The 19,494-nt window shown below is 67.5% G+C and carries 16 protein-coding genes; 5 read left to right on the top strand and 11 right to left on the bottom strand.

The window, feature by feature from the left end; all coding sequences use genetic code 11:
* From H7I57_RS08595 to H7I57_RS08635, 9 genes are all read right to left on the bottom strand, one after another.
* Positions 1-1,455, bottom strand: a complete 1,455-nt coding sequence (locus H7I57_RS08595) for a Ni/Fe hydrogenase subunit alpha (RefSeq protein ID WP_264022995.1) — start codon at positions 1,453-1,455, stop codon at positions 1-3.
* 16 nt (positions 1,456-1,471) lie between these two features.
* Positions 1,472-2,089: an NADH-quinone oxidoreductase subunit B family protein gene (locus H7I57_RS08600; protein WP_264022996.1), complete on the bottom strand. Its 618-nt coding sequence runs from the start codon at positions 2,087-2,089 to the stop codon at positions 1,472-1,474.
* On the bottom strand, positions 2,086-2,799 hold the full coding sequence (locus tag H7I57_RS08605) for a 2Fe-2S iron-sulfur cluster-binding protein (protein WP_264022997.1): 714 nt from the start codon (positions 2,797-2,799) through the stop codon (positions 2,086-2,088). The genes H7I57_RS08600 and H7I57_RS08605 overlap by 4 nt, the downstream gene beginning before the upstream one ends.
* Positions 2,796-4,607, bottom strand: a complete 1,812-nt coding sequence (locus H7I57_RS08610; RefSeq protein ID WP_264022998.1) for an NAD(P)H-dependent oxidoreductase subunit E — start codon at positions 4,605-4,607, stop codon at positions 2,796-2,798. Before H7I57_RS08610 ends, H7I57_RS08605 begins: the two co-directional genes overlap by 4 nt.
* Positions 4,608-4,736: 129 nt before the next feature.
* A complete protein-coding gene (narI, locus tag H7I57_RS08615) occupies positions 4,737-5,468 on the bottom strand; it encodes a respiratory nitrate reductase subunit gamma (protein WP_275081046.1) in 732 nt (243 codons plus the stop codon).
* Between the two features lies 1 nt (position 5,469).
* A complete protein-coding gene (gene narJ, locus H7I57_RS08620) occupies positions 5,470-6,132 on the bottom strand; it encodes a nitrate reductase molybdenum cofactor assembly chaperone (protein WP_264022999.1) in 663 nt (220 codons plus the stop codon).
* Positions 6,129-7,772 carry a nitrate reductase subunit beta gene (gene narH / locus H7I57_RS08625; protein WP_264023000.1) on the bottom strand — a complete coding sequence of 548 codons (1,644 nt, stop codon included), beginning with the start codon at positions 7,770-7,772 and terminating at the stop codon, positions 6,129-6,131. Before narH ends, narJ begins: the two co-directional genes overlap by 4 nt.
* Positions 7,772-11,464: a nitrate reductase subunit alpha gene (locus H7I57_RS08630; protein WP_264023001.1), complete on the bottom strand. Its 3,693-nt coding sequence runs from the start codon at positions 11,462-11,464 to the stop codon at positions 7,772-7,774. The genes narH and H7I57_RS08630 overlap by 1 nt, the downstream gene beginning before the upstream one ends.
* Complete coding sequence (locus H7I57_RS08635; RefSeq protein ID WP_264023002.1) at positions 11,461-12,690, bottom strand: nitrate/nitrite transporter; 1,230 nt, start codon at positions 12,688-12,690, stop codon at positions 11,461-11,463. Before H7I57_RS08635 ends, H7I57_RS08630 begins: the two co-directional genes overlap by 4 nt.
* A 152-nt stretch (positions 12,691-12,842) precedes the next feature.
* Here H7I57_RS08635 and H7I57_RS08640 point away from each other — a divergent pair, with 152 nt between their 5' ends.
* The 5 genes from H7I57_RS08640 (at position 12,843) to arcC (ending at position 18,044) form a co-directional block, all read left to right on the top strand.
* A complete protein-coding gene (locus H7I57_RS08640; protein ID WP_264023003.1) occupies positions 12,843-13,202 on the top strand; it encodes a cupin domain-containing protein in 360 nt (119 codons plus the stop codon).
* Positions 13,203-13,360: 158 nt separating this feature from the next.
* Positions 13,361-14,839 (top strand): arginine-ornithine antiporter, encoded by a 1,479-nt coding sequence (arcD, locus tag H7I57_RS08645; RefSeq protein WP_264023004.1) that lies wholly within the window; start codon positions 13,361-13,363, stop codon positions 14,837-14,839.
* Positions 14,836-16,095 (top strand): arginine deiminase, encoded by a 1,260-nt coding sequence (locus H7I57_RS08650; protein ID WP_264023005.1) that lies wholly within the window; start codon positions 14,836-14,838, stop codon positions 16,093-16,095. The genes arcD and H7I57_RS08650 overlap by 4 nt, the downstream gene beginning before the upstream one ends.
* Positions 16,096-16,120: 25 nt before the next feature.
* Positions 16,121-17,125: an ornithine carbamoyltransferase gene (locus H7I57_RS08655; protein WP_264023006.1), complete on the top strand. Its 1,005-nt coding sequence runs from the start codon at positions 16,121-16,123 to the stop codon at positions 17,123-17,125.
* Between the two features lie 4 nt (positions 17,126-17,129).
* Positions 17,130-18,044, top strand: a complete 915-nt coding sequence (arcC, locus tag H7I57_RS08660; protein ID WP_264023007.1) for a carbamate kinase — start codon at positions 17,130-17,132, stop codon at positions 18,042-18,044.
* On the opposite strand, the gene H7I57_RS08665 is transcribed toward arcC, so the two are convergent.
* Both H7I57_RS08665 and H7I57_RS08670 read right to left on the bottom strand, forming a co-directional pair.
* The gene (locus tag H7I57_RS08665) at positions 18,035-18,295 is read right to left on the bottom strand and encodes an Rv2628 protein family (RefSeq protein ID WP_264023008.1); all 261 of its coding nucleotides are present in this window, start codon (positions 18,293-18,295) and stop codon (positions 18,035-18,037) included. The two genes, arcC and H7I57_RS08665, sit on opposite strands and share 10 nt — an antisense overlap.
* Positions 18,296-18,436: 141 nt before the next feature.
* Positions 18,437-19,420: a magnesium transporter gene (locus H7I57_RS08670; RefSeq protein ID WP_264023009.1), complete on the bottom strand. Its 984-nt coding sequence runs from the start codon at positions 19,418-19,420 to the stop codon at positions 18,437-18,439.
* Between the last annotated feature and the right edge of the window lie 74 nt (positions 19,421-19,494).

Consider the following 19,494-nt stretch of genomic DNA (forward strand, 5'->3'; position numbering starts at 1 on the left):
TCAGCGGACACGTTGGTTGACGACGGTTCCCGCCGCATCGTGGACGGTCACGATCAGCGGCATCTGCCCGAAGGCGTGCGTGGCACAACTCAGGCAGGGATCGAACGCGCGGATCCCGACTTCGATGGCGTTCATCATCGCCTCCGTGACCTCGCCGTGACCCACCAGGTGGCTCTCGGCCACCGAGCGCACCGTCCAGTTGAGGACCTGATTGTTGTGTGTCGTTGCCACAATGAGATTCGCGAAGGTGATGTCACCGTCCGGGCCGGCGCGGTAGTGGTGCAGCAGCGTGCCGCGCGGCGCCTCGACGACCCCGACACCCTCGCCGACCCAGGCGCCGGGCGCGGGGGTGGCGACCAGGTCGTCCGCCTGCAGGTCGGGGTCGTGGAGCAGCTGCTCGATGACTTCCGCGGCATGGAGCACTTCGATGGTCCGCGCCCAGTTGGTGTGCAGCGTCATGTTGTTCGGTGCGCCGCCGGTGTAGGCGTGGAACCGCTCGAGCGCCTCCTGGGCCAGCGGCGTCGACAGCGTGCCGGTGACGTTCATCCGTGCGAGCGGGCCGACCCGGACCGAACCCTTCTCCCTGCCGAGATCCTTCAGGAAGGGGAACTTCATGTAGCTCCACGGCTCGACGGCTTCCGAGAAGTGGTCGAGGTAGTCGTGGTAGTCGATCTCGCGGACGATGCGCTTGTTCTCGTCGACGACTCGCAGCGCGCCGTGGTAGTAGTCGACGTCGCCGTCGGGGTTCACCAGGCACATGCTCAGGGCGGGAACGGTTGCGAAGCGGTCGACCGCGTCTCGGTGCTTGTCGTGGAAGTCGTAGAACAGGCGAAGGCCGTCCTGGGCGTAGTCGAGGATCTCGTCGATCGACGGGAGTCCCTCCTCGCCGTTGAGCAGACGATCGACCTCGGCGCGGCTCAGGTTCTTGTCGACGCCTCCTGGCACCGAGTTGATGCCGTGCATCCGCCTGCCGAAGACCGTCTTGATGACCTCCTGCCCCCACTTGCGCAGCATGATCACCCGCCGCATCAACTCGGGATCCGCCTCGATCAGGCCCAGCAGGTTGCGCTGCTCGGGTGCGGCGTCCATCCCGAACATCATCTCGGGGACGACCAGGTAGAAGTACGCCGTCGCATGGGATTGCAGCATCTGTGCGTAGTGGCCGAGGCGGCGGATCTTCTCCGCGGCCCGCGGCACCCCCGTGCCGACACCGATCATGTCGTCGAGCGCCTTCGCCCCACTGAGGTGGTGGCTGACGAAGCAGATCCCGCAGATCCGTTGCAGCAGCATCGGCGCCTCCCAGAACGGGTGGCCCTGAACGAGTTTCTCGAAGCCGCGGAACTCGACGACATGCAGCCTGGCGTCGACGACGTTGCCGTCGTCGTCGAGGTGCACGGTCACCTTGCCGTGGCCCTCGATGCGGGTGACCGGGTCGATGACGAGCTTTCTGCTCACGCGAGGCCCCTTCGGATCAGTCGTAGTGGTTCAGGGAGCGGGGCAGCGTGACCGGCCGGCCATGGATCAGATCGTCGAGCACGGCGACGATGGCGTCGGCGTCCGGCGGGCAGCCGGGGATGAAGTAGTCCATCTTGACCACTTCGTGGCACGGATAGACCTTGGTGGTGATCAACGGGATGTCGGGATGGGAGGGGATCACCGGTTCGGCGCCCGGGACCGCCGTCGGTGAGTCGAGGTAGGCCTCCGCCAGACAGTCCTTCAACTCGAAGACGTTGCGCATCGCAGGCACCCCGCCCCAGATCGCGCAGGCTCCGACGGAGATCAGGACGTCGCAGTTGTCCCGGAAATGGCGCAGCGTCTCGATGTTCTCCTCGTTCGCGACACCGCCCTCGACGAAGCCGATCGCGCACCGTTCGGTGATCCGCTTGATGTCGGTGAGCGAGGACCGGTGAATGGTGACCTTCGTCAGCAACGGCAGGATCCGCTCGTCCATGTCGAGGAACGACAAGGTGCATCCCCAGCACCCGCACAGGCCGATCATGGCCACCTTGATCTTGCCGTCACGTGCCACCGACAGCGCCGGATCCGCTGGTGTCGCGGGCAGTTGGTCCGACCTCATCTCGTCGGTCACGGCGCACCCGACTCGTCGGCCTGATCCAGTGCCCGCTCGCGGACGGATCTGACCTCGTACCTGCGCCGGCCGATGGGAACGTCGTAGCCGACCCCCTTTTCGAGGATCGCGCCGACGGGGCAGATCTCGACGGCGTAGCGGACCTGCTCGTCCGGCATCGCATCGGCACGTTCGGCGTCGACCTCGATGCGCGACTCGGCACCGCGGTGGCTGATGCTGAAGATCTTCTCTCCGGCGTCGTCTCGGACGAATTCCACGCAGCGTTGGCAGAAGATGCAGCGATCCCGTTCCAGCCAGATCCGCTCGGATACGTGATCCCGTTCCCGGTGCGGGAACCGGTACGGGAAGCGGGAGACCAGCATGTCCGCCTCGTAGCCGACCGCCTGCAGGGTGCAGCGGCCGCTCTTCTCACAACTCGGGCAGTTGTGATTGCCTTCGGTGAAGAGCAGCTCAACCAGCGCCTTGCGCATGTCCGCGGTTTCCGGTTCGTCGACCTCGACGGTCATCCCGTCCGAGACGCCTACCGTGCAGGCCGCGACCACCGCACCGTTCACCTTGACCGAGCACACCCGGCAGGTCCCGAGGCACGGCTTGCCCTCGAGGTAACACAGCGTGGGGATGTACACACCCGCCTCCGCGGCGACGTCGACCAGGACCCGGTTCTGCTCGGTCGTCACGGCGACTCCGTCGATCTCGATGCGGATGCTCATGTCGTCCCGTCCGTCTCCAGCTCGGTGAGCGCGTTGCGGTGCCCGGCGAGGGCGGCGTCGACATCGAACGAGGGCAGCAGCGTGCCGTCCTGGCTGCACAACCTGCTGCGATAGAGGTCGGGAAACTTCGTCAGCGTCGTCAGGATCGGATTGGCCGCGGTCGCCCCGAGGCCGCACCGACTGGTCTTCTTCACGAGGGCACCCCAACGGGCCGCGTCGTCCAGGTCCGTCTGCACCGCGGTGCCCGAGATGATCCGCTGCATCTTGTCGTGGAGATCGACGGTGCCCGCCCTGCAGGGCACGCAGATGCCGCAGGATTCGTCGGCGAAGAACCTGGTGTAGTCCTTGACGCAGTCGAGAAGGTCACGGGTGGAATCGAAGACGGTGACGGCGCCGTTGCACGGGATGTCCTCGTAGGCGATCCGGCGGCCCGCGTCGGCCTGCACCGAAAGACACTCCCCCGACGGACCGCTGATCTGGACGGCGCGAGCGTCGTCCGCGCCGACGAGGGCCAGCACGTCGTCGAGGGTGATGCCCCACTCCACTTCGTAGACCCCGGGCCGGCGGCAATCCCCGGCGACACTCAGCAGGCGCGTTCCCGCCGAGGTGGGGGTACCCATACCCCGGAACCACTCGGCACCCTCCGCCGTGACCCGGCTTGCGGCAGCGAAGGTTTCGACATTGTTCACGCAGGTGGGCCTGCCGAGGTAACCCACCTGGATGGGGTAGGGCGGTTTCAGCCGGGGGGTGCCCCGCTTGCCCTCGCAGGACTCGATCAGTGCGGACTCCTCGCCACAGACATAGGCGCCTGCACCCATCTGGATCCGGATGTCGAAATCGAAGCCGGCCTGGCCGCCGATGTCGCGTCCGAGGAGCCCGCCTTCGCGGAGTTCGCGCAGTTGGCGTTCCAGATATCGCCTGAGATAGACGTACTCGGCTCGCAAATAGACGATCCCGTGCCCGGCACCGATCGCATACGCGGCGATGACCATTCCGGTGAAGACGTCCTTCGGGGCCCGGGTCAGCAGCGCCCGGTCCTTGAACGTGCCGGGCTCACCCTCGTCGGCGTTGCAGATGACGTACTTGTCCGCACCCGGCGCGGCCCGGCACAGGCGCCACTTCAGCCCGGTGGCAAAGCCCGCGCCGCCGTATCCGCGGAGTCCGGACTCGGTGATCGCGTCGATCGTCTGCTCCGGCGTGCCCGCGAGGCAGCGCTTGAGCGACATCTGGTGGTCGTCCCCGCCGCAGAAGAACACCGGCCCGCCCGTGTGGACGTTCGACTCCACCAGGCTGTCGACGTAGGCGATGTCATCTTCCGGTAGCCCCGCCGGGTTTGCGATGTCCGCGGCGGCTCGGCCCGCCTTCAACTGGGCGACGATGTCTGCGACCCGGCCGGGCGTCAAACGGGTGAACACCACGTCATCGAGCAGCATCGCCGGTTCCTGATCGCTGAGTCCGATGCACGGCGTTTCGAACAGGCCGAACGTCGCCGCCCCATCGGCCCCTCCGAAGCGGACCCCTGTCTCCTGCTCGAGCGCGTCGTGCACCGCCTGGTACCCGAGGTTCTTGGCGATCACCGTGTTGCTCAGGTAGATCCGGTGCCGCCCCGACGGCCTGGTGTGGAAGAAGTGGTAGAACGATGCGGTCTCAGTGATGTCGCGCGCGGACCGGTTCAGTGCGTCGGCCATCTGGGGCAGATGCTCATCGGGAATGTGGCCGTACAGGCGCTGGATGTCCCACAGGATGTCGATCAACCGCGTTCCGTCGTAGTGGAATCGCCGCAGGAGGGCCTCGACGTCAGGGTTCATCTGGATGCTCCCATCGATCGTCGATCGCCTAGCCGCTCGCGCATGCCACGGGCCAATGACCAGTATCCCCGGTCGCCGCGGGATCGGCAGGGCCGTTGGTCACCATCGCGGGCCCGTCGCCGATCGCGCTCACCACCCCCGTCGCTGCGGTGTGGACCCGATCAGATGGTCCTTGGCGGCGACGTCGCGGCTGCGGTACACGACGTAGGGCCGGAACAGGTAGCCGATCGGCGCGCTGAACGCGTGCACCAGCCGGGTGAACGGCCACAGCGCGAACAGCGCCAGCCCGATCATCACGTGCAGCTGGAAATACAAGGGCGCCTGCACCATCAGGTCACCCCGCGGCTGCAGGATCCAGATCGACCGGAACCACACGGAGACGGTCTCGCGGTAGTTGTGCTCCTCTCCGAGGACACCGGATCCCAGCGCCGTCGCGCACAGTCCCGCCACGATCGCCGCGACGAGCACGACGTACATCAACTTGTCGTTCGCGGTCGTGGCCATGAACACCGGGCCGGTGGTGCGGCGGCGGTAGATCAGCAGCACGATGCCCGTCAGCGTGGAGATCCCGGCGATCGAGCCCAGGGTCACCGCCTGGACGTGGTAGGCGTGCTGGCTCAACCCCACTGCGTCCGTCCACGTCTGCGGGATCACCAGACCGATGAAGTGACCGAAGACGACCACCAGGATGCCGAAGTGGAACATCGGACTGGCGATTCGCAGCAACCTCGACTCGTAGAGTTGCGACGAGCGCGTGGTCCACCCGAACTTGTCGTAGCGGTAGCGCCACCAGGTGCCGATGGCGACGATGGCAAGGACGACGTAGGGCACGACGTCCCAGAAGATCTCGCCGGTGGACATGTCAGCGGCCCCCTTCGGAGCGCCGCGGCGGCACCGTCAGTGTGAACGGCGCCAGCCCAACCGATTCAGTCGGTGGACCGACCTGCGCCAGCTGCTGGGCCCGGCGCTCGTCCTGTTCACCGCGGGCAGGAAGGGTCGCGCACACCGCGGCGATGGTGTCGGCATAGGGCGATCGGCGTTCGGTCAGGCTGTCGTGCAGCACCCCGATGGGAACCCGGTGCTCGATCAGCAGCCGTCGTCCTGCCACCGGGTCCACGGTCGCGGCGAACTCGAGCACGACCGGAAGATGGTCGGGCGCCTCGTCGGCGGGCGGGTGGACGCCGGCATCGAGGTAGGCCTGGGTGAACGCATGCATCTCCCGGCCGCGGTTGCGGGTGTCGCCCGCCGTCCAGTAGGTCAGGTACATCGTCGAGCGACGCCGCAGGTCGAAGGTTTCGACGTACTCGGCCGCCGCCCGCATCGGCGGGGTCGACGCCAGCGCGGTGACGGTTCGGGCCAGCAGGTCGGCGGCCGGACCGGCCGCGGGTGCCCGCAATTCGTCGACGGTGCGCAGGCGTTCGGTCAGGTGGTCGTCGGGGTAGGCCAGCAGCAGCGAGGCGCACTGCCACACCAGCCGATCCTGCAGTGACACCGTGGCGCCGCGGGCACGGTTGAGCAGCCTCATCGCGGGAACATTTCTCTCGGCACTCCCCTACCGTCCCAGTTCAGCAGGTTCACCCGGGACGGGCGCTCGGCGTTGGCGGCCATGCCTTCGCCGGTCTGCCGCTGCTTGAGCGCGTTGAACGTCTCCACCGCGACGGGCACCGGGCCCCCGCTGGCCTCGCCGAACGGACCCGACTCGTACATTCCCGGTCCGCCGTCGAACGACAGCGCACACTCGGTCGCGGTTTCCTCGAGCTGATGGCCCTCGTCGGCGTACGCGGTCGGAATAACGTAGCGCTCTTCGTATTTCGCGATCGCCAGCAGCCGGTACATGTCGTACATCTGTTCCTCGGTCATCCCGACCGACTGCGGGATGTGCGGCTGCGTCTCGCGACCCAGGTTGATGTCACGCATGTACGACCGCATCGCCGCAAGGCGGCGTAGCACCGCTTCGACGGTGCCGGTATCACCGGCGGTGAACAACCCGGCCAGGTACGCGATCGGGATGCGAAGCGACTCCAGCGCCCCGAACAGGTTGCCGATGTCCTCGCCGTCGTGCCCGTCACGGCTGACGGCGTCGACCACCGGCGACAGGGGCGGGATGTACCAGACCATCGGCATGGTCCGGTACTCCGGATGCAGTGGAAGGGCCACGCGGAAGGTGTTGATCAGCGCGTAGACCGGCGATCGCTGCGCGGCCTCGATCCACTCGTCGGAGATGCCTTCGGCCCGGGCAGCAGCGATGACCTCCGGGTCCGCGGGGTCGAGCAGGATCTGGCGCTGTGCCTCGTACAGGTCGGCGTCGTTCTCCACCGATGCCGCCTCGAGCACCCGGTCCACGTCGTAGAGGACCAGCCCGATGTAACGCAACCGCCCCACACACGTCTCGGCGCACACGGTGGGCAGCCCGACCTCGACGCGCGGGTAGCAGAACGTGCACTTCTCGGCCTTGCCGGTCTTGTGGTTGAAGTACACCTTCTTGTAGGGGCAGCCGGACACGCACATCCGCCAGCCGCGGCAGCGATCCTGGTCGACGAGAACGATGCCGTCCTCGGTGCGCTTGTACATCGCCCCCGACGGGCACGAGGACACACACGACGGGTTCAGGCAGTGCTCGCAGATGCGCGGCAGGTAGAACATGAAGGTCTGCTCGAGTTCGAGGCGGACCTGCTCGCTCACCTGCTTGAGCACCGGATCGCCCGGCACGATCTCCGGGGAACCGCCGAGGTCGTCGTCCCAGTTCGCCGACCACGACACCTTCATCGGTTTCCCGCTGATCAGGCTGCGCGGCGGCGCCACCGGCATGTGCTCGCCCAGCGGTGCGGAGGTGAGGTTCTCGTAGTCGTAGGTCCACGGCTCGTAGTAGTCGTTGATGCTGGGCATTTTCGGATTGGAGAAGATCCGCAACAGCTTGTGTAGCCGGCCGCCGTCGCGCAGCCGCAACCGGCCCCGCTTGTCGCGCATCCAGCCGCCCCGCCACCGGTCCTGATCCTCGTAGGTGCGCGGATACCCCTGTCCCGGGCGGGTTTCGACGTTGTTGAACCACACGTACTCGGTGCCCGACCGGTTGGTCCACGCCTGCTTGCAGGTCACCGAACAGGTGTGGCACCCGATGCACTTGTCGAGGTTCATCACCATCGCCATCTGGGCCATCGGTTTCATCAGTACGTCACCTCCTGCGAACGTCGACGGACGACGGTCACCTCGTCGCGCTGGTTCCCGGTGGGACCCAGATAGTTGAAGGCGAACGCGTGCTGGGCGTATCCGCCCGCGAGGTGGGTGGGCTTGACCAGCAGTCGGGTCAGCGAGTTGTGGATGCCGCCGCGGGTGCCGGTGGTCTCGGTGAGCGGCACGTCGATGGTGCGTTCCTGCGCGTGGTAGACGTACACCACGCCGTCGGGCATGCGGTGGGAGACGACAGCCCGGCACACCACGACGCCGTTGCGATTGACGGCCTCGACCCAGTCGTTGTCGCGCACGGAGATCTTCGCGGCGTCGGCGGGGCTCATCCACATGGTCGGGCCGCCGCGCGAGAGCGAGAGCATGAACAGGTTGTCCTGGTACTCGGAGTGGATGGACCACTTCGAATGCGGCGTCAGGTAGCGCACCGTGAGACCGACACCGTCGGCCTGCCCGCCGTCCCCCAGCGCGGGCTCACCGAACAACCGGGACATGTCCAGCGGCGGCCGGTAGGTGGGCAGTTGCTCGCCGAGTTCCTCGAGCCAGTCGTGGTCGACGTAGAAGTGCATCCGGCCGGTCAGCGTGTGAAAGGGCTTGAGCTCCTCGATGTTCACGGTGAACGGGGCGTAGCGGCGGCCGCCGGTCTCGCTGCCGGACCATTCCGGGCTGGTGATCACCGGGACGGGCCGGGCCTGGGTGTCGGCGTAGGTGATGCGGCGTTCCTCGCTGCCCTCGGCGAGGTGCACCAGTGCCCGGCCGGTGCGCTTCTCCAGCTCCCGGAACCCCTGGACGGCGAGTCGCCCGTTCGAGGTGCCCGACAGCGCGAGGATCACGTCGGCCATCCGCTCGGCCGTCGTGATCGCCGGACGGCCCTCCGCCGGGCCGGAGTTCATCACGCCGAACTTGCCGCCAAGCTGGGCGACCTCCTCCACCGGATGTGTGGTGACCCCCTTGGTGGTCAGCCCCAGCGTGTCGACGAGCGGGCCCAGTGCCGCCCACTTGTCGGCGACCGCAGCGTAGTCGCGTTCGACGACCGCGATCGGGCCCATCGTCTTCCCCGGCACCGGAGTCTCCCCCGTGGTGCGCCAATCATGTTCGACACCACCGGGATACGCCATCGCGCCGGGCGTGTCGTGTTGCAGCACACCGAGAACGGCATCGGTGCGGGTGCCGAGGTGCCGGGCCGCCAGCGTACTGAATGTCCGGGCGATCGCGCCGAACGCCTCGAAGTCCGAGCGGGTTTCCCACGGCGGATCGATCGCCGGGCTGAACGCGTGGATGAACGGGTGCATGTCGGTGCTCGACAGATCGCCCTTCTCGTACCACGTCGCCGCGGGCAGCACGACGTCGGACAGCAGTGTGGTCGACGTCATCCGGAAGTCGATCGACATCAGCATGTCGACCTTGCCCTCGGGAACGTCGTCCGTCCAGGCGATATCGTTGGGACGCAGTTTTTCCGGGGCCGGGTCGGCCTGCAGGTTCGACGTGGTGCCCAGCAGATGGCGCAGGAAGTACTCGTTGCCCTTGCTCGACGAGCCGAGCAGGTTGGCCCGCCAGATGTTGAGCACCCGGGGCCAGTTCCTCGGGTCGTCCGGTTCGGTGACGGCCAGCTTGAGCTCGCCTGCGGCCAGTTGTTCGGCGATGTAGGCGGGGATGTCCCGGCCGGCGGCGCGGGCCTCGTCGGCGACGTCGAGGCTGGACCGGTCGAACTGCGGATAGAACGGCGTCCACCCCATCGCGACGGCCGAGGCGAGCACATCCATGGTGTGTTTGTCGCGAAACCTGCCTCGGCCCAACGGGCTTGCCAACGCGTCCGCGCGGTAACCGTCGTAGCGCCACTGGTCGGTGTGGGTGTACCAGTACGACGTGCCCGCCATCTGCCGCGGCGGCCTGCACCAGTCGGTGCCCATCGCCATCGCTGCCCACCCGGTGACCGGCCGGCACTTCTCCTGGCCGACGTAATGCGCCCAGCCGCCGCCGTTGCGGCCCATCGACCCGGTGAGCAGCAGCAGCGCCAGCACCGCGCGGTACGTGGCGTCACCGTGGAACCACTGGCAGATGCCGGCCCCCATGATGATCATCGAGCGCCCGCCTGACTCTTCGGCGTTGCGCGCGAACTCCTTGGCGATGCGAATGGCTTGTGCGGCGGACACTCCGGTGATCGGCTCCTGCCAGGCCGGGGTGTAGGGCTCGGTGGCGTCGTCGTAACCGGTGGGCCAGGTGCCGGGCAGGCCCGGCCGGGACACCCCGTAGTGGGCGAGCATCAGGTCGAACACCGTGCACACCAGGCGTCCGCCGACCTCCCGTACCGGCACACCGCGCGCCAGTGTCTCGCCGTGCCCGTCGATCGTGTCGAACCGCGGCAGGTGCACCACCGCCGTCGGCCCGTCGGGGCGCGACACCGTCAGCGCAGGCACCAGGTCGCCGAGTTCGAGGTTCCACTTGCCGACGCCGTCGTCGCCGTAGCGGAACCCGAGCGAACCCTTGGGCACTACGACGTCGTCGGTCGCGCCGTCGAGCAGGACCGGCTTGAACGCCGCGTTCTCGGTGTTGGCGACGGACCCGCCGAGGTCGGCCGCCGTGAGATTCTTTCCCGGCACGAGCACGCCGTCGCGGTCCTCGAGCTTGACCAGAAACGGCAGATCTGTGTACTGCCGCACGTAGTCCACGAAGAACGGGATCCGGTTGCGCACGAAGCATTCCGAGAGGATCACGTGGCCCATCGCCATCGCCAGGGCGCCGTCGGTGCCCGCCGCGCAGGGCATCCACTCGTCGGCGAACTTGGTGTTGTCGGCGTAGTCGGGGCTCACGCTGACGACCTTGGTGCCGCGATAACGCACCTCGGCCATCCAGTGCGCGTCGGGGGTGCGGGTGACCGGGACGTTCGAGCCCCACATCATCAGGTACGACGCGTCCCACCAGTCCCCGGATTCCGGGACGTCGGTCTGGTCGCCGAACACCTGCGGCGAGGCCACCGGCAGGTCGGCGTACCAGTCGTAGAACGACGTCATCACGCCACCGAGCAACTCGACGAACCGGGACCCGGCGGCGAAGGACACCATCGACATCGCCGGGATCGGCGAGAAGCCGGCCACCCGGTCCGGTCCGTACTCCTTGATCGTGTGCACGTGCGCGGCCGCGATCATCTCGGTGGCCTCGGCCCACGTCACCCGCACCAGCCCACCCTTGCCGCGGGCCTGCTGGTAGCGCCGCCGTCGGTCGGGGTCGGCCTGGATGTCGGCCCAGGCCAGGACGGGGTCACCCAGCCGGGCCCGTGCCTGCCGGTACATCTCGACCAGTACGCCGCGCGCGTAGGGATAGCGCACCCGCGTGGGCGAATACGTGTACCAGGAGAACGCGGCGCCGCGCGGACAGCCGCGGGGTTCGTACTCGGGTCTGTCGGGCCCCACCGACGGGTAGTCGGTCTCCTGGGTCTCCCAGGTGATGATGCCGTCCTTGACGTAGACCTTCCACGAGCACGACCCGGTGCAGTTGACGCCGTGGGTCGACCGGACCACCTTGTCGTGGCTCCACCGGTCCCGGTAGAACACGTCGCCCTCGCGGCCGCCGCGCCGGGTGACGGTACGCAGGTCGTCGGAGATCTCACCGGGGGTGAAGAACCTGGCACTGCGGCCGAGCAACGCCTCGATCGGGCCGCCGGTCTGCCCGCTCACGTGGCGACCCCCGGCCCGTCGCGCGCGACCGGTTCTCGGGCGTGCAACCGCACCGCGGTGTACGCCAACGCGACGAGCGCGGTGGCCACCAGCAGCAACAGCCCGAAGGTGTAGTCGTTGTCCGCCGGGTCGTAGGTCGCGCCCATCACCAGCGGCGGGAAGTAGCCACCCAATCCGCCTGCGGCGGCGACGATTCCGGTGACGGAGCCGACCGAGCTGGCCGGTGCGCGGCGGGAGACCCAGGCGAACACGCCGCCGGTGCCCATGCCCAGGAACAGCGCCAGCGCGATGAACGTGGCCGCCGACCACAGGTCCGGCGGAGGCTGGAACACGGCGATGAACGCCATCAGCGCGGTCCCCGCCAGGGAGACCAGCACCACGAACTTCGGGGGGATGCGATCGGACAGCGCACCACCGATCGGCCTGGCGACCACGGCCGCGAGCGCGAAGGCCGCGGTACGGGCCCCCGCATCCACCGGCGAGAATCCGTAGACCGTCTTGATATAGGTCGGCAGGTAATTGCTGAACGCGACGAAGCCGCCGAAGACGACCGCGTAGAGAAAGCACATCTCCCACGTCACCCCGAGCTTTGCGGCCGCCTTCAGTTTGGGCAGCACCGGATCGGTGTTCGGGGTGAACATCGGCGAGTTGCGCATCACCAGCACGCAGACGAGCGCGGTCACCGCCAGCGCGACGGCGATCACGACGTGCGTGGTCAACAGGCCGAACCAGCCGACGAACCGGGGGGTGAAGAAGGCCGACAGTGCGGTGCCGACCATGCCCGCGCCGAAGACCCCGGTCGCGAAGCCACGGCGGGCGGGCTCGTACCAACTGTTGGCGAAGGGGATGCCGACCGCGAAGACGGTTCCCGCGATACCAAGGAAGAAGCCGAACACCAGCAGCAGCGGATACGAATGCACTGTTCCGGCGATCCCCACCGCCAGTACGGGCAGGATCGAGGCCAGGCAGATCGCGATGAACATGATGCGGCCGCCGAACCTGTCGGTCAGCGAACCGACCGCGATCCTGCCGACAGCCCCGACCAGGATCGGTGTCGCGACCAGCATCGAGGCCTGGGTGCTACTCAGCGAGAGATCACCGGCATATGTCGTGGACAGTGGGCCGATCATGTTCCAGGCCCAGAAGTTGATGGCCGAAACCCAAGTCGCCAGCGCCAGGTTGACGCGCTGCCCTGCGAGTGTCGACGGTTCGGTGACCGTGCTCACCACCCCAGATAACCACTCCTGCATGACCGTGGTCGCAATATCGGAGAAATGCCGGGGCAACGGTCAGGTTCCATCGGGTGTCACCCCGACGAGAAAGGGGCACCCGGCCCATCGGGTCACGGCCGGTGCGGCGGGACGGCTACCGTGGACCGATGAACAAGATCTCGTTGACGGCATTGGCTCGCGAGCAATTGGCAGGCGCGGAACGCGCCTCGAGTGGACGCAGCGCCCACACGGTGTACGGCGGCCACGAACACGTCCTGCGTCAAACGTTGATCGCGTTGGTGGCGGGACAGAAGCTGGACGAACACGAGAATCCCGGCGAAGCGACGGTTCACGTTCTGCACGGCAGGGTTCGGCTGACCTCGGGACGCGACAGCTGGGAGGGCTCGACAGGTGATCTGATCATCGTGCCGGATTCGCGCCACTCGCTCGAAGCCATCGAGGGTTCGACGGTACTGCTCACCGTGGCCAAGTCGGCCAAATCCACGCCTCCACAGCCCGAGTCGTAGTCACGGGCGTTCCGGGTCCGCCATCGGCAGCGACCCGCGGGTGACCAAAGCCTCTTGATAGAGGACCAAAGCCTCCACGGCGTACCGGCGAATGCTCTTAGCCTCGGGCTGCGAGGCGATGTTCCCGCCCTCGTCCGGCACGAGCTTGGAGGACGACGTTGTCCGACACACTGATTACCCCACCACCAGAGACCCGACCCGCCGGCGGCAAGGCCGGTCTCGGGCTGGCCGCGCTGACGGCGATCGTCGTCGGTTCGATGATCGGCAGCGGGATCTTCGCCCTGCCTTCGCAGATGGCCGGAAGTGCCGCTCCGGGGCCACTTCTCATCGGCTGGGCGATCACGGGCGTCGGCATGCTGACGCTGGCGTTCGTCTTCCAGACACTGGCCAGCCGCAAACCAGATGTCGACGGCGGTGTCTACGGTTACGCCAGGGCCGGTTTCGGCAACTACATCGGATTCACGTCGGCATTCGGCTACTGGGTGTCGGCATGGGTCGGCAACGTGGCCTACCTCGTCCTGTTGTTCTCCACGCTGGGCTACTTCTTCCCCGGATTCGAAGGTGGCGCAACCGTTCCCGCGATCATCGGCGCGTCGATCGTGCTGTGGATCGTGCACTTCCTGACGCTTCGCGGTGTCCAGACGGCCGCATTCGTCAACGTCTTGGTCACCATCGCCAAGGTGGTCCCGATCCTGGTGTTCATCGCCATCGCCGCCGTCGGGTTCAAGGCGGGCCTCTTCGGTGCCGATTTCTGGGGCCGGACCGCCGAGATCGACGGTGCGCCGCTCGGCGATACGATGACCCAGGTCAAGAACATGATGCTGGTGACCGTGTGGGTGTTCATCGGCATCGAGGGGGCGTCGGTCTACTCCCAGCGTGCCGCCCGACGCAAGGACGTCGGCCGGGCCACGGTGCTCGGCTTCGTCGGCGTGCTGGCCCTGTTGCTGCTCGTGAACCTGCTGTCGTACGGGTTGATGACCCAGGCGGAGCTCGCCGGGGTCCCGGATCCGTCGATGGCCGGGGTCCTCGAGAGCCAGGTGGGCGGCTGGGGTGCGGCGTTCATCTCGATCGGGCTGGTCATCTCGTTGCTGGGCGCCCTGATCGCGTGGGTGTTGCTGTGCGTCGAGATCCTGCGTCTGCCCGCCATCGAACACGTGATGCCCAAGGCGCTGGCCAAGGAGAACACCCACGGTGCACCTGCGAATGCGTTGTGGCTGACCAACATCTGTGTCCAGGCGCTGCTGCTGTGGACGCTGGCCAACGAGAGCACCTACACCAACCTGATCTACCTGGCGACATCGCTGATTCTGCTGCCGTACCTCTGGTCGGCCGCCTACCAGGTGATGCTGGCCGTGCGCGGTGACACATACGAGTCGGGCGGCGGTCGGACCCGAGATCTGGTCATCGGCGTCATCGCTCTCGGGTACGCGGTGTGGCTGGTGTACGCGGGCGGGTGGCAGTACCTGCTGGTGGCGGCGATGTTCTACCTGGCGGGCACTGCGCTGTACCTGTGGGCGCGCCGGGAGAGCCGGCTGCCTGCGTTCACCAGGCCCGAGATGGTGATCGTCGCGGTGGTGGCGTTGACGTCCGTCCTGGCCGCCGTGCTGATGGCCACCGGAAACCTCGCGGTCCTGTGACCGCCACCGAACCCCGGCTCGGCGTCTGGTCGGAGGCGGGCCGCCTGCGCCGCGTCCTGGTCTGCGCACCCGGACTGGCCCACCAACGCCTCACCCCGGAGAACTGCCACGAGTTGCTCTTCGATGACGTGATCTGGTTGCAGCAGGCGCGCCGCGACCACTTCGACTTCGTCGCCAAGATGGTCGACCACGGCATCGAGGTGCTCGAGCTCCAGGATCTTCTCGCCGACGTGGTGGGCGATCCGGGCGCCCGCGAGTGGGTGCTGGATCGCACCGTGACCAACGACCTGGTCGGGCCGGGCCTCACCCACGAGATCCGTGCCTGGCTGACCGGGCTGTCGCCGGAGAGGCTCGCCGAGTTCCTGATCGGCGGCGTCGCCTACCAGGACGTGGTCGACGAGGTGGACAGCAGCTTCCTGTCGCTGTTCAACGCGTTGGACCCGGCGGGGTTCGTCATCAGGCCCCTGCCCAACACGCAGTTCATGCGCGACAACACCGCGTGGATCTTCTCGGGCGTCACGCTCAACCCGATGTACTGGCCGGCACGGCGCCGGGAGACCCTGCTCACCACTGCCGTCTACAGGTTCCATCCGGCCTTCGCCGACGAGAAGTACGACGTATGGCTCGGCGATCCCGACGGACCGCCCACCGACCACGGCCTGGCCACCCTCGAGGGCGGTGACGTGATGCCGATCGGCAAGGGGCTCGTCGTGATCGGCATGGGCGAGCGGTCCTCCCATCAGGCGATCACCCAGGTGGCGCGCAACCTGTTCGCCGCCGGTGCCGCCGAACGGGTGATCGTCGCCAGCCTGCCGAAAACCCGCTCGGCCATGCACCTGGACACGGTGTTCACCTTCTGCGACCGCGACCTGGTGACGGCGTTCGCTCCGATCGTCGACGGGATCGTGCCGATCAGCCTGCGCCCCGACGACAGCGCGCCGTCGGGCCTGGACGTCCGGCGTGAGCCGAAGGGGTTGGTGGACACGATCGGCGATGCCGTGGGCGTGGACTTCCGGGTCGTAACCACCGCAGGCGACGTCTACGGCATCCAGCGCGAGCAGTGGGACGACGGCAACAACGTGGTCGCACTCGAGCCGGGCGTCGTCATCGGCTACGACCGAAACATCCTGACCAACACGGCGCTGCGCAAGGCGGGCGTCGAGGTCGTCACCATCGACGCCAGCGAGCTGGGGCGCGGCCGCGGCGGCGGCCGATGCATGACCTGCCCGATCCTGCGCGACCCGCTCTACACCTGATCGATCACCCTGAAGGAAGCCGACCATGGCGTTCAACAATCGCAACCGCAGCCTGCTCACGCTGGTGCACCACAGCGACCGGGACCTGCACTACCTGCTCGACCTGGCCCGGGACCTGAAGCGGGCCAAATACTCCGGGGACACGCGGAACAGTCTGGCGGGCAAGAACATCGCCCTGATCTTCGAGAAGACGTCCACCCGCACCCGCTGCGCATTCGAGGTCGCGGCCTACGACGAGGGTGCTCACGTGACCTACATCGATCCGGCGTCGTCCCAGATCGGGCACAAGGAGTCGATGAAGGACACCGCCCGGGTGCTGGGCCGGATGTACGACGCGATCGAGTACCGCGGGACCGCACAGGAGACCGTCGACGAACTCGCCGAATACGCCGGTGTCCCCGTCTTCAACGGGCTCACCGACGAGTTCCATCCGACCCAGATGCTGGCCGATGTGCTGACCATGACCGAGCACTGCCCGAAGCCGTTGCACGACATCTCCTATGCGTTCGTCGGCGACGGCCGCAACAACATGGCGAACTCCCTGCTGCTGGTCGGGGCCAAGCTCGGCATGGACGTGCGCATCGGCGCGCCGAGGGAACTGTGGCCGAGCGAGGACCACGTGGCGATGTGCGAGGGGTTCGCCGCGGCGTCGGGGGCCCGGATCACCATCACCGACGACCCTGACAAGGCGGTCGGCGGTGTCGACTTCATCCACACCGATGTGTGGGTGTCCATGGGTGAACCGCTGGAGACGTGGAGCGAGCGGATCAACATGCTGCTCCCCTTCCAGGTGAACTCCGCCCTGATCTCGGCTGCGGGCAACCCGCGGGTGAAGTTCATGCACTGCCTGCCCGCCTATCACAACTGTGAGACCACGATCGGTGCCAAGATCGCGGCGCAGTACCCGTTCCTGTCCAACGGGATCGAGGTCACCGAGGACGTCTTCGAGAGTCCGGTGAACATCGCCTTCGAGCAGGCCGAGAACCGGATGCACACGATCAAGGCCGTGCTCGTCTCGGCGCTGAGCTGAAGCGATGAGGATCGTGATCGCGTTGGGTGGCAACGCGCTGTTGCAGCGCGGCCAGCCCATGACCGCGGACAATCAGCGGGCGAACATCCGGGTGGCCGCCGAGCGCATCGCCGCGATCGTGGAAGGCAACGAGATCGTCGTCGCGCACGGCAACGGCCCGCAGGTGGGTCTGCTGGCACTGCAGGCGGCGGCCTACCATGGCGTCGCTCCGTATCCGCTCGACGTCCTCGGCGCCCAGACCGAGGCGATGATCGGCTACGTCATCGAGCAGGAACTCGGCAACGTGCTGCCGACCGAGCAGCCGATCGCCACCCTCCTGACGATGATCGAGGTGGACGGGGACGACCCCGCCTTCGACCACCCCACCAAGCCGATCGGGCCGGTCTACGACCGAGAAACCGCCGAGCGTCTCGCGGCGGCAGGCGGCTGGAGCATCGTTGCGGACGGCGACAAGTTCCGGCGGGTCGTCGCCAGCCCGAAACCCAAGCGGATCTTCGAGATCCAGCCGATCCGCACCCTGGTGGACCAGGGTGTGATCGTGATCTGTGCAGGCGGAGGCGGCATCCCGACCATGTACGACGAACACGGTGACCTGCGTGGCGTCGAGGCCGTCATCGACAAGGACCTCGCGTCGGCGCTGCTGGCCGAGCAACTCGATGCCGACCTGCTCGTCATCGCCACCGACGTCGACGGCGTCTACACCGGATGGGGCACCCCGGCGCAGGCCCGCCTCGGCCGGGTCACTCCCGACGACTTCGCCGGCCTCGACCTGCCCGCGGGCTCGATGGGCCCCAAAGTGCAAGCCGCATGCGACTTCACGCGTCACACCGGCAACGAAGCCGTCATCGGCTCGCTCGTCGAGATCACCGACATCGTCAACGGCACGGCCGGAACGCGGGTCCGCGCGGATCAGGCGTGAGGGGCGACGGTCACCTCGACGGAAAGGCGCTCGGCGACGGCATGGGCCGCCACCCACTCGCCCTCACACACCAGCCGCGCGAGGTCGTCGACCAACGGGCTGTGCACGCCCAAATCGGCGAGCCAGCCGGCGACCGTTCCATTGATTCCCTCGGCCGGTACGCGAACCGTGCGCCCCTCGTGAAGCCGGTCGGTGAGCTGGTAGGTCGGCGTCGCCGGGCTTCGGCGTACCAGGCATGTCAGTGACCTCATGATCGCCCCCCGTTCAGTCCGTGTCGATTGATCAGACCATCCGGGACGGTGCGCGATGAAGGGGCGAACGCAGGCAGTCAGCCGCCGTAGGTCCTCTTGCCGGAGGGACCTTCGGCAGCCGATACTCTGCCGCGGAGACTGTCACGCAAGCAGCACCGTCACCGCGCCGAGATAGATCGCGATCGTCAGCAGATCCTGGATCACGGTCGCCAGCGGGCCCGACCCGAAGGCGGGATCCTTTCCCATCCGGTTGATCAGCCAGGGCAACACGAGCGCCACCACCGTGGCGATCGAGCTCGCGGCCAGCAGCGCGACGGCAACCGCGCACGCCAGCATCCAATCGCCGACCATGAGACCGACCATCGGAAACATGCCACCGCCCAGCAGCACGCCCACGAGCAGTCCGGTGAGTACTTCCGGGCCGAGAATGCGGCGAATACCGATACCCACCGACAGCCCGCGGATCGCGACGGTCTCGGTCTGCGTTCCCACGGCGTCGGCGAGGTAGACGATTCCGGGCACGAAGTAGGCGACCGCGAGCGTCGCACCGAGCCGACCCTCGAACGTCGACATCAGCCCCGCGGCGATCATCGCGCCGACCAGCCCGACGAGCAGCCACGGCATCCGGTGCCACAACCGCCGGGTGACGCTTTCCACGGTGGTCGTCCTGGCCTCTTGGACCGAATGCAGGAAGCCACCCAGACGGGCCATGTCCTCGTCGTGCTCGACCAGCAGAACTGCGAGCAACTGCTGCGGCGCGATCAGACCTCGAAACCGGCCGTCGCCGCCGACCACGGCAAGGCCGGGTTCACCCCGCTGCACCGCCTGCCACGCGGCGTGTTCCTGATCGGTGTCCGGTGCCACCACAGGCGGCGCCGAGTCCATGACATCGTTCAGCGTGGCGCCCGCAGGCGCGGCGAACATCCTCTCGATCGTCGCGACGCCGAGCAGGCGGTCGTCGTCGAGCACCGCCACCGTCGCTGCACTGTCAAACCTCTCGCCGCGCATTCGGTCAAGGGTGGCGGCCACCGAGTCATCCGCTGCGGCCGTGGGAATCCGGGTGGAAGCATGTGACATTGCGCTGCCCGGACGTCCGACGGCGTCGAGGATCAGGTCGCTCGCCATGCGACAGGACCTTACCGGCCTGCAACGCCTGACCTGGCCAACCAAACCCTGCCGACACACAGCAAGTGCGATAG

This window comes from Mycolicibacterium pyrenivorans (assembly GCF_025821625.1).
GTDB lineage: Bacteria > Actinomycetota > Actinomycetes > Mycobacteriales > Mycobacteriaceae > Mycobacterium > Mycobacterium pyrenivorans.

Coding starts and splice junctions, on each gene's coding strand:
- H7I57_RS08605 (WP_264022997.1), bottom strand. CDS start 2,799: ATGAGCATCCGCATCGAGATCGACGGAGTCGCCGTGACGACCGAGCAG.
- H7I57_RS08610 (WP_264022998.1), bottom strand. CDS start 4,607: ATGAACCCTGACGTCGAGGCCCTCCTGCGGCGATTCCACTACGACGGA.
- narI (WP_275081046.1), bottom strand. CDS start 5,468: ATGTCCACCGGCGAGATCTTCTGGGACGTCGTGCCCTACGTCGTCCTT.
- narJ (WP_264022999.1), bottom strand. CDS start 6,132: ATGAGGCTGCTCAACCGTGCCCGCGGCGCCACGGTGTCACTGCAGGAT.
- narH (WP_264023000.1), bottom strand. CDS start 7,772: ATGAAACCGATGGCCCAGATGGCGATGGTGATGAACCTCGACAAGTGC.
- H7I57_RS08640 (WP_264023003.1), top strand. CDS start 12,843: ATGAACAAGATCTCGTTGACGGCATTGGCTCGCGAGCAATTGGCAGGC.
- H7I57_RS08655 (WP_264023006.1), top strand. CDS start 16,121: ATGGCGTTCAACAATCGCAACCGCAGCCTGCTCACGCTGGTGCACCAC.
- arcC (WP_264023007.1), top strand. CDS start 17,130: ATGAGGATCGTGATCGCGTTGGGTGGCAACGCGCTGTTGCAGCGCGGC.
- H7I57_RS08665 (WP_264023008.1), bottom strand. CDS start 18,295: ATGAGGTCACTGACATGCCTGGTACGCCGAAGCCCGGCGACGCCGACC.
- H7I57_RS08670 (WP_264023009.1), bottom strand. CDS start 19,420: ATGGCGAGCGACCTGATCCTCGACGCCGTCGGACGTCCGGGCAGCGCA.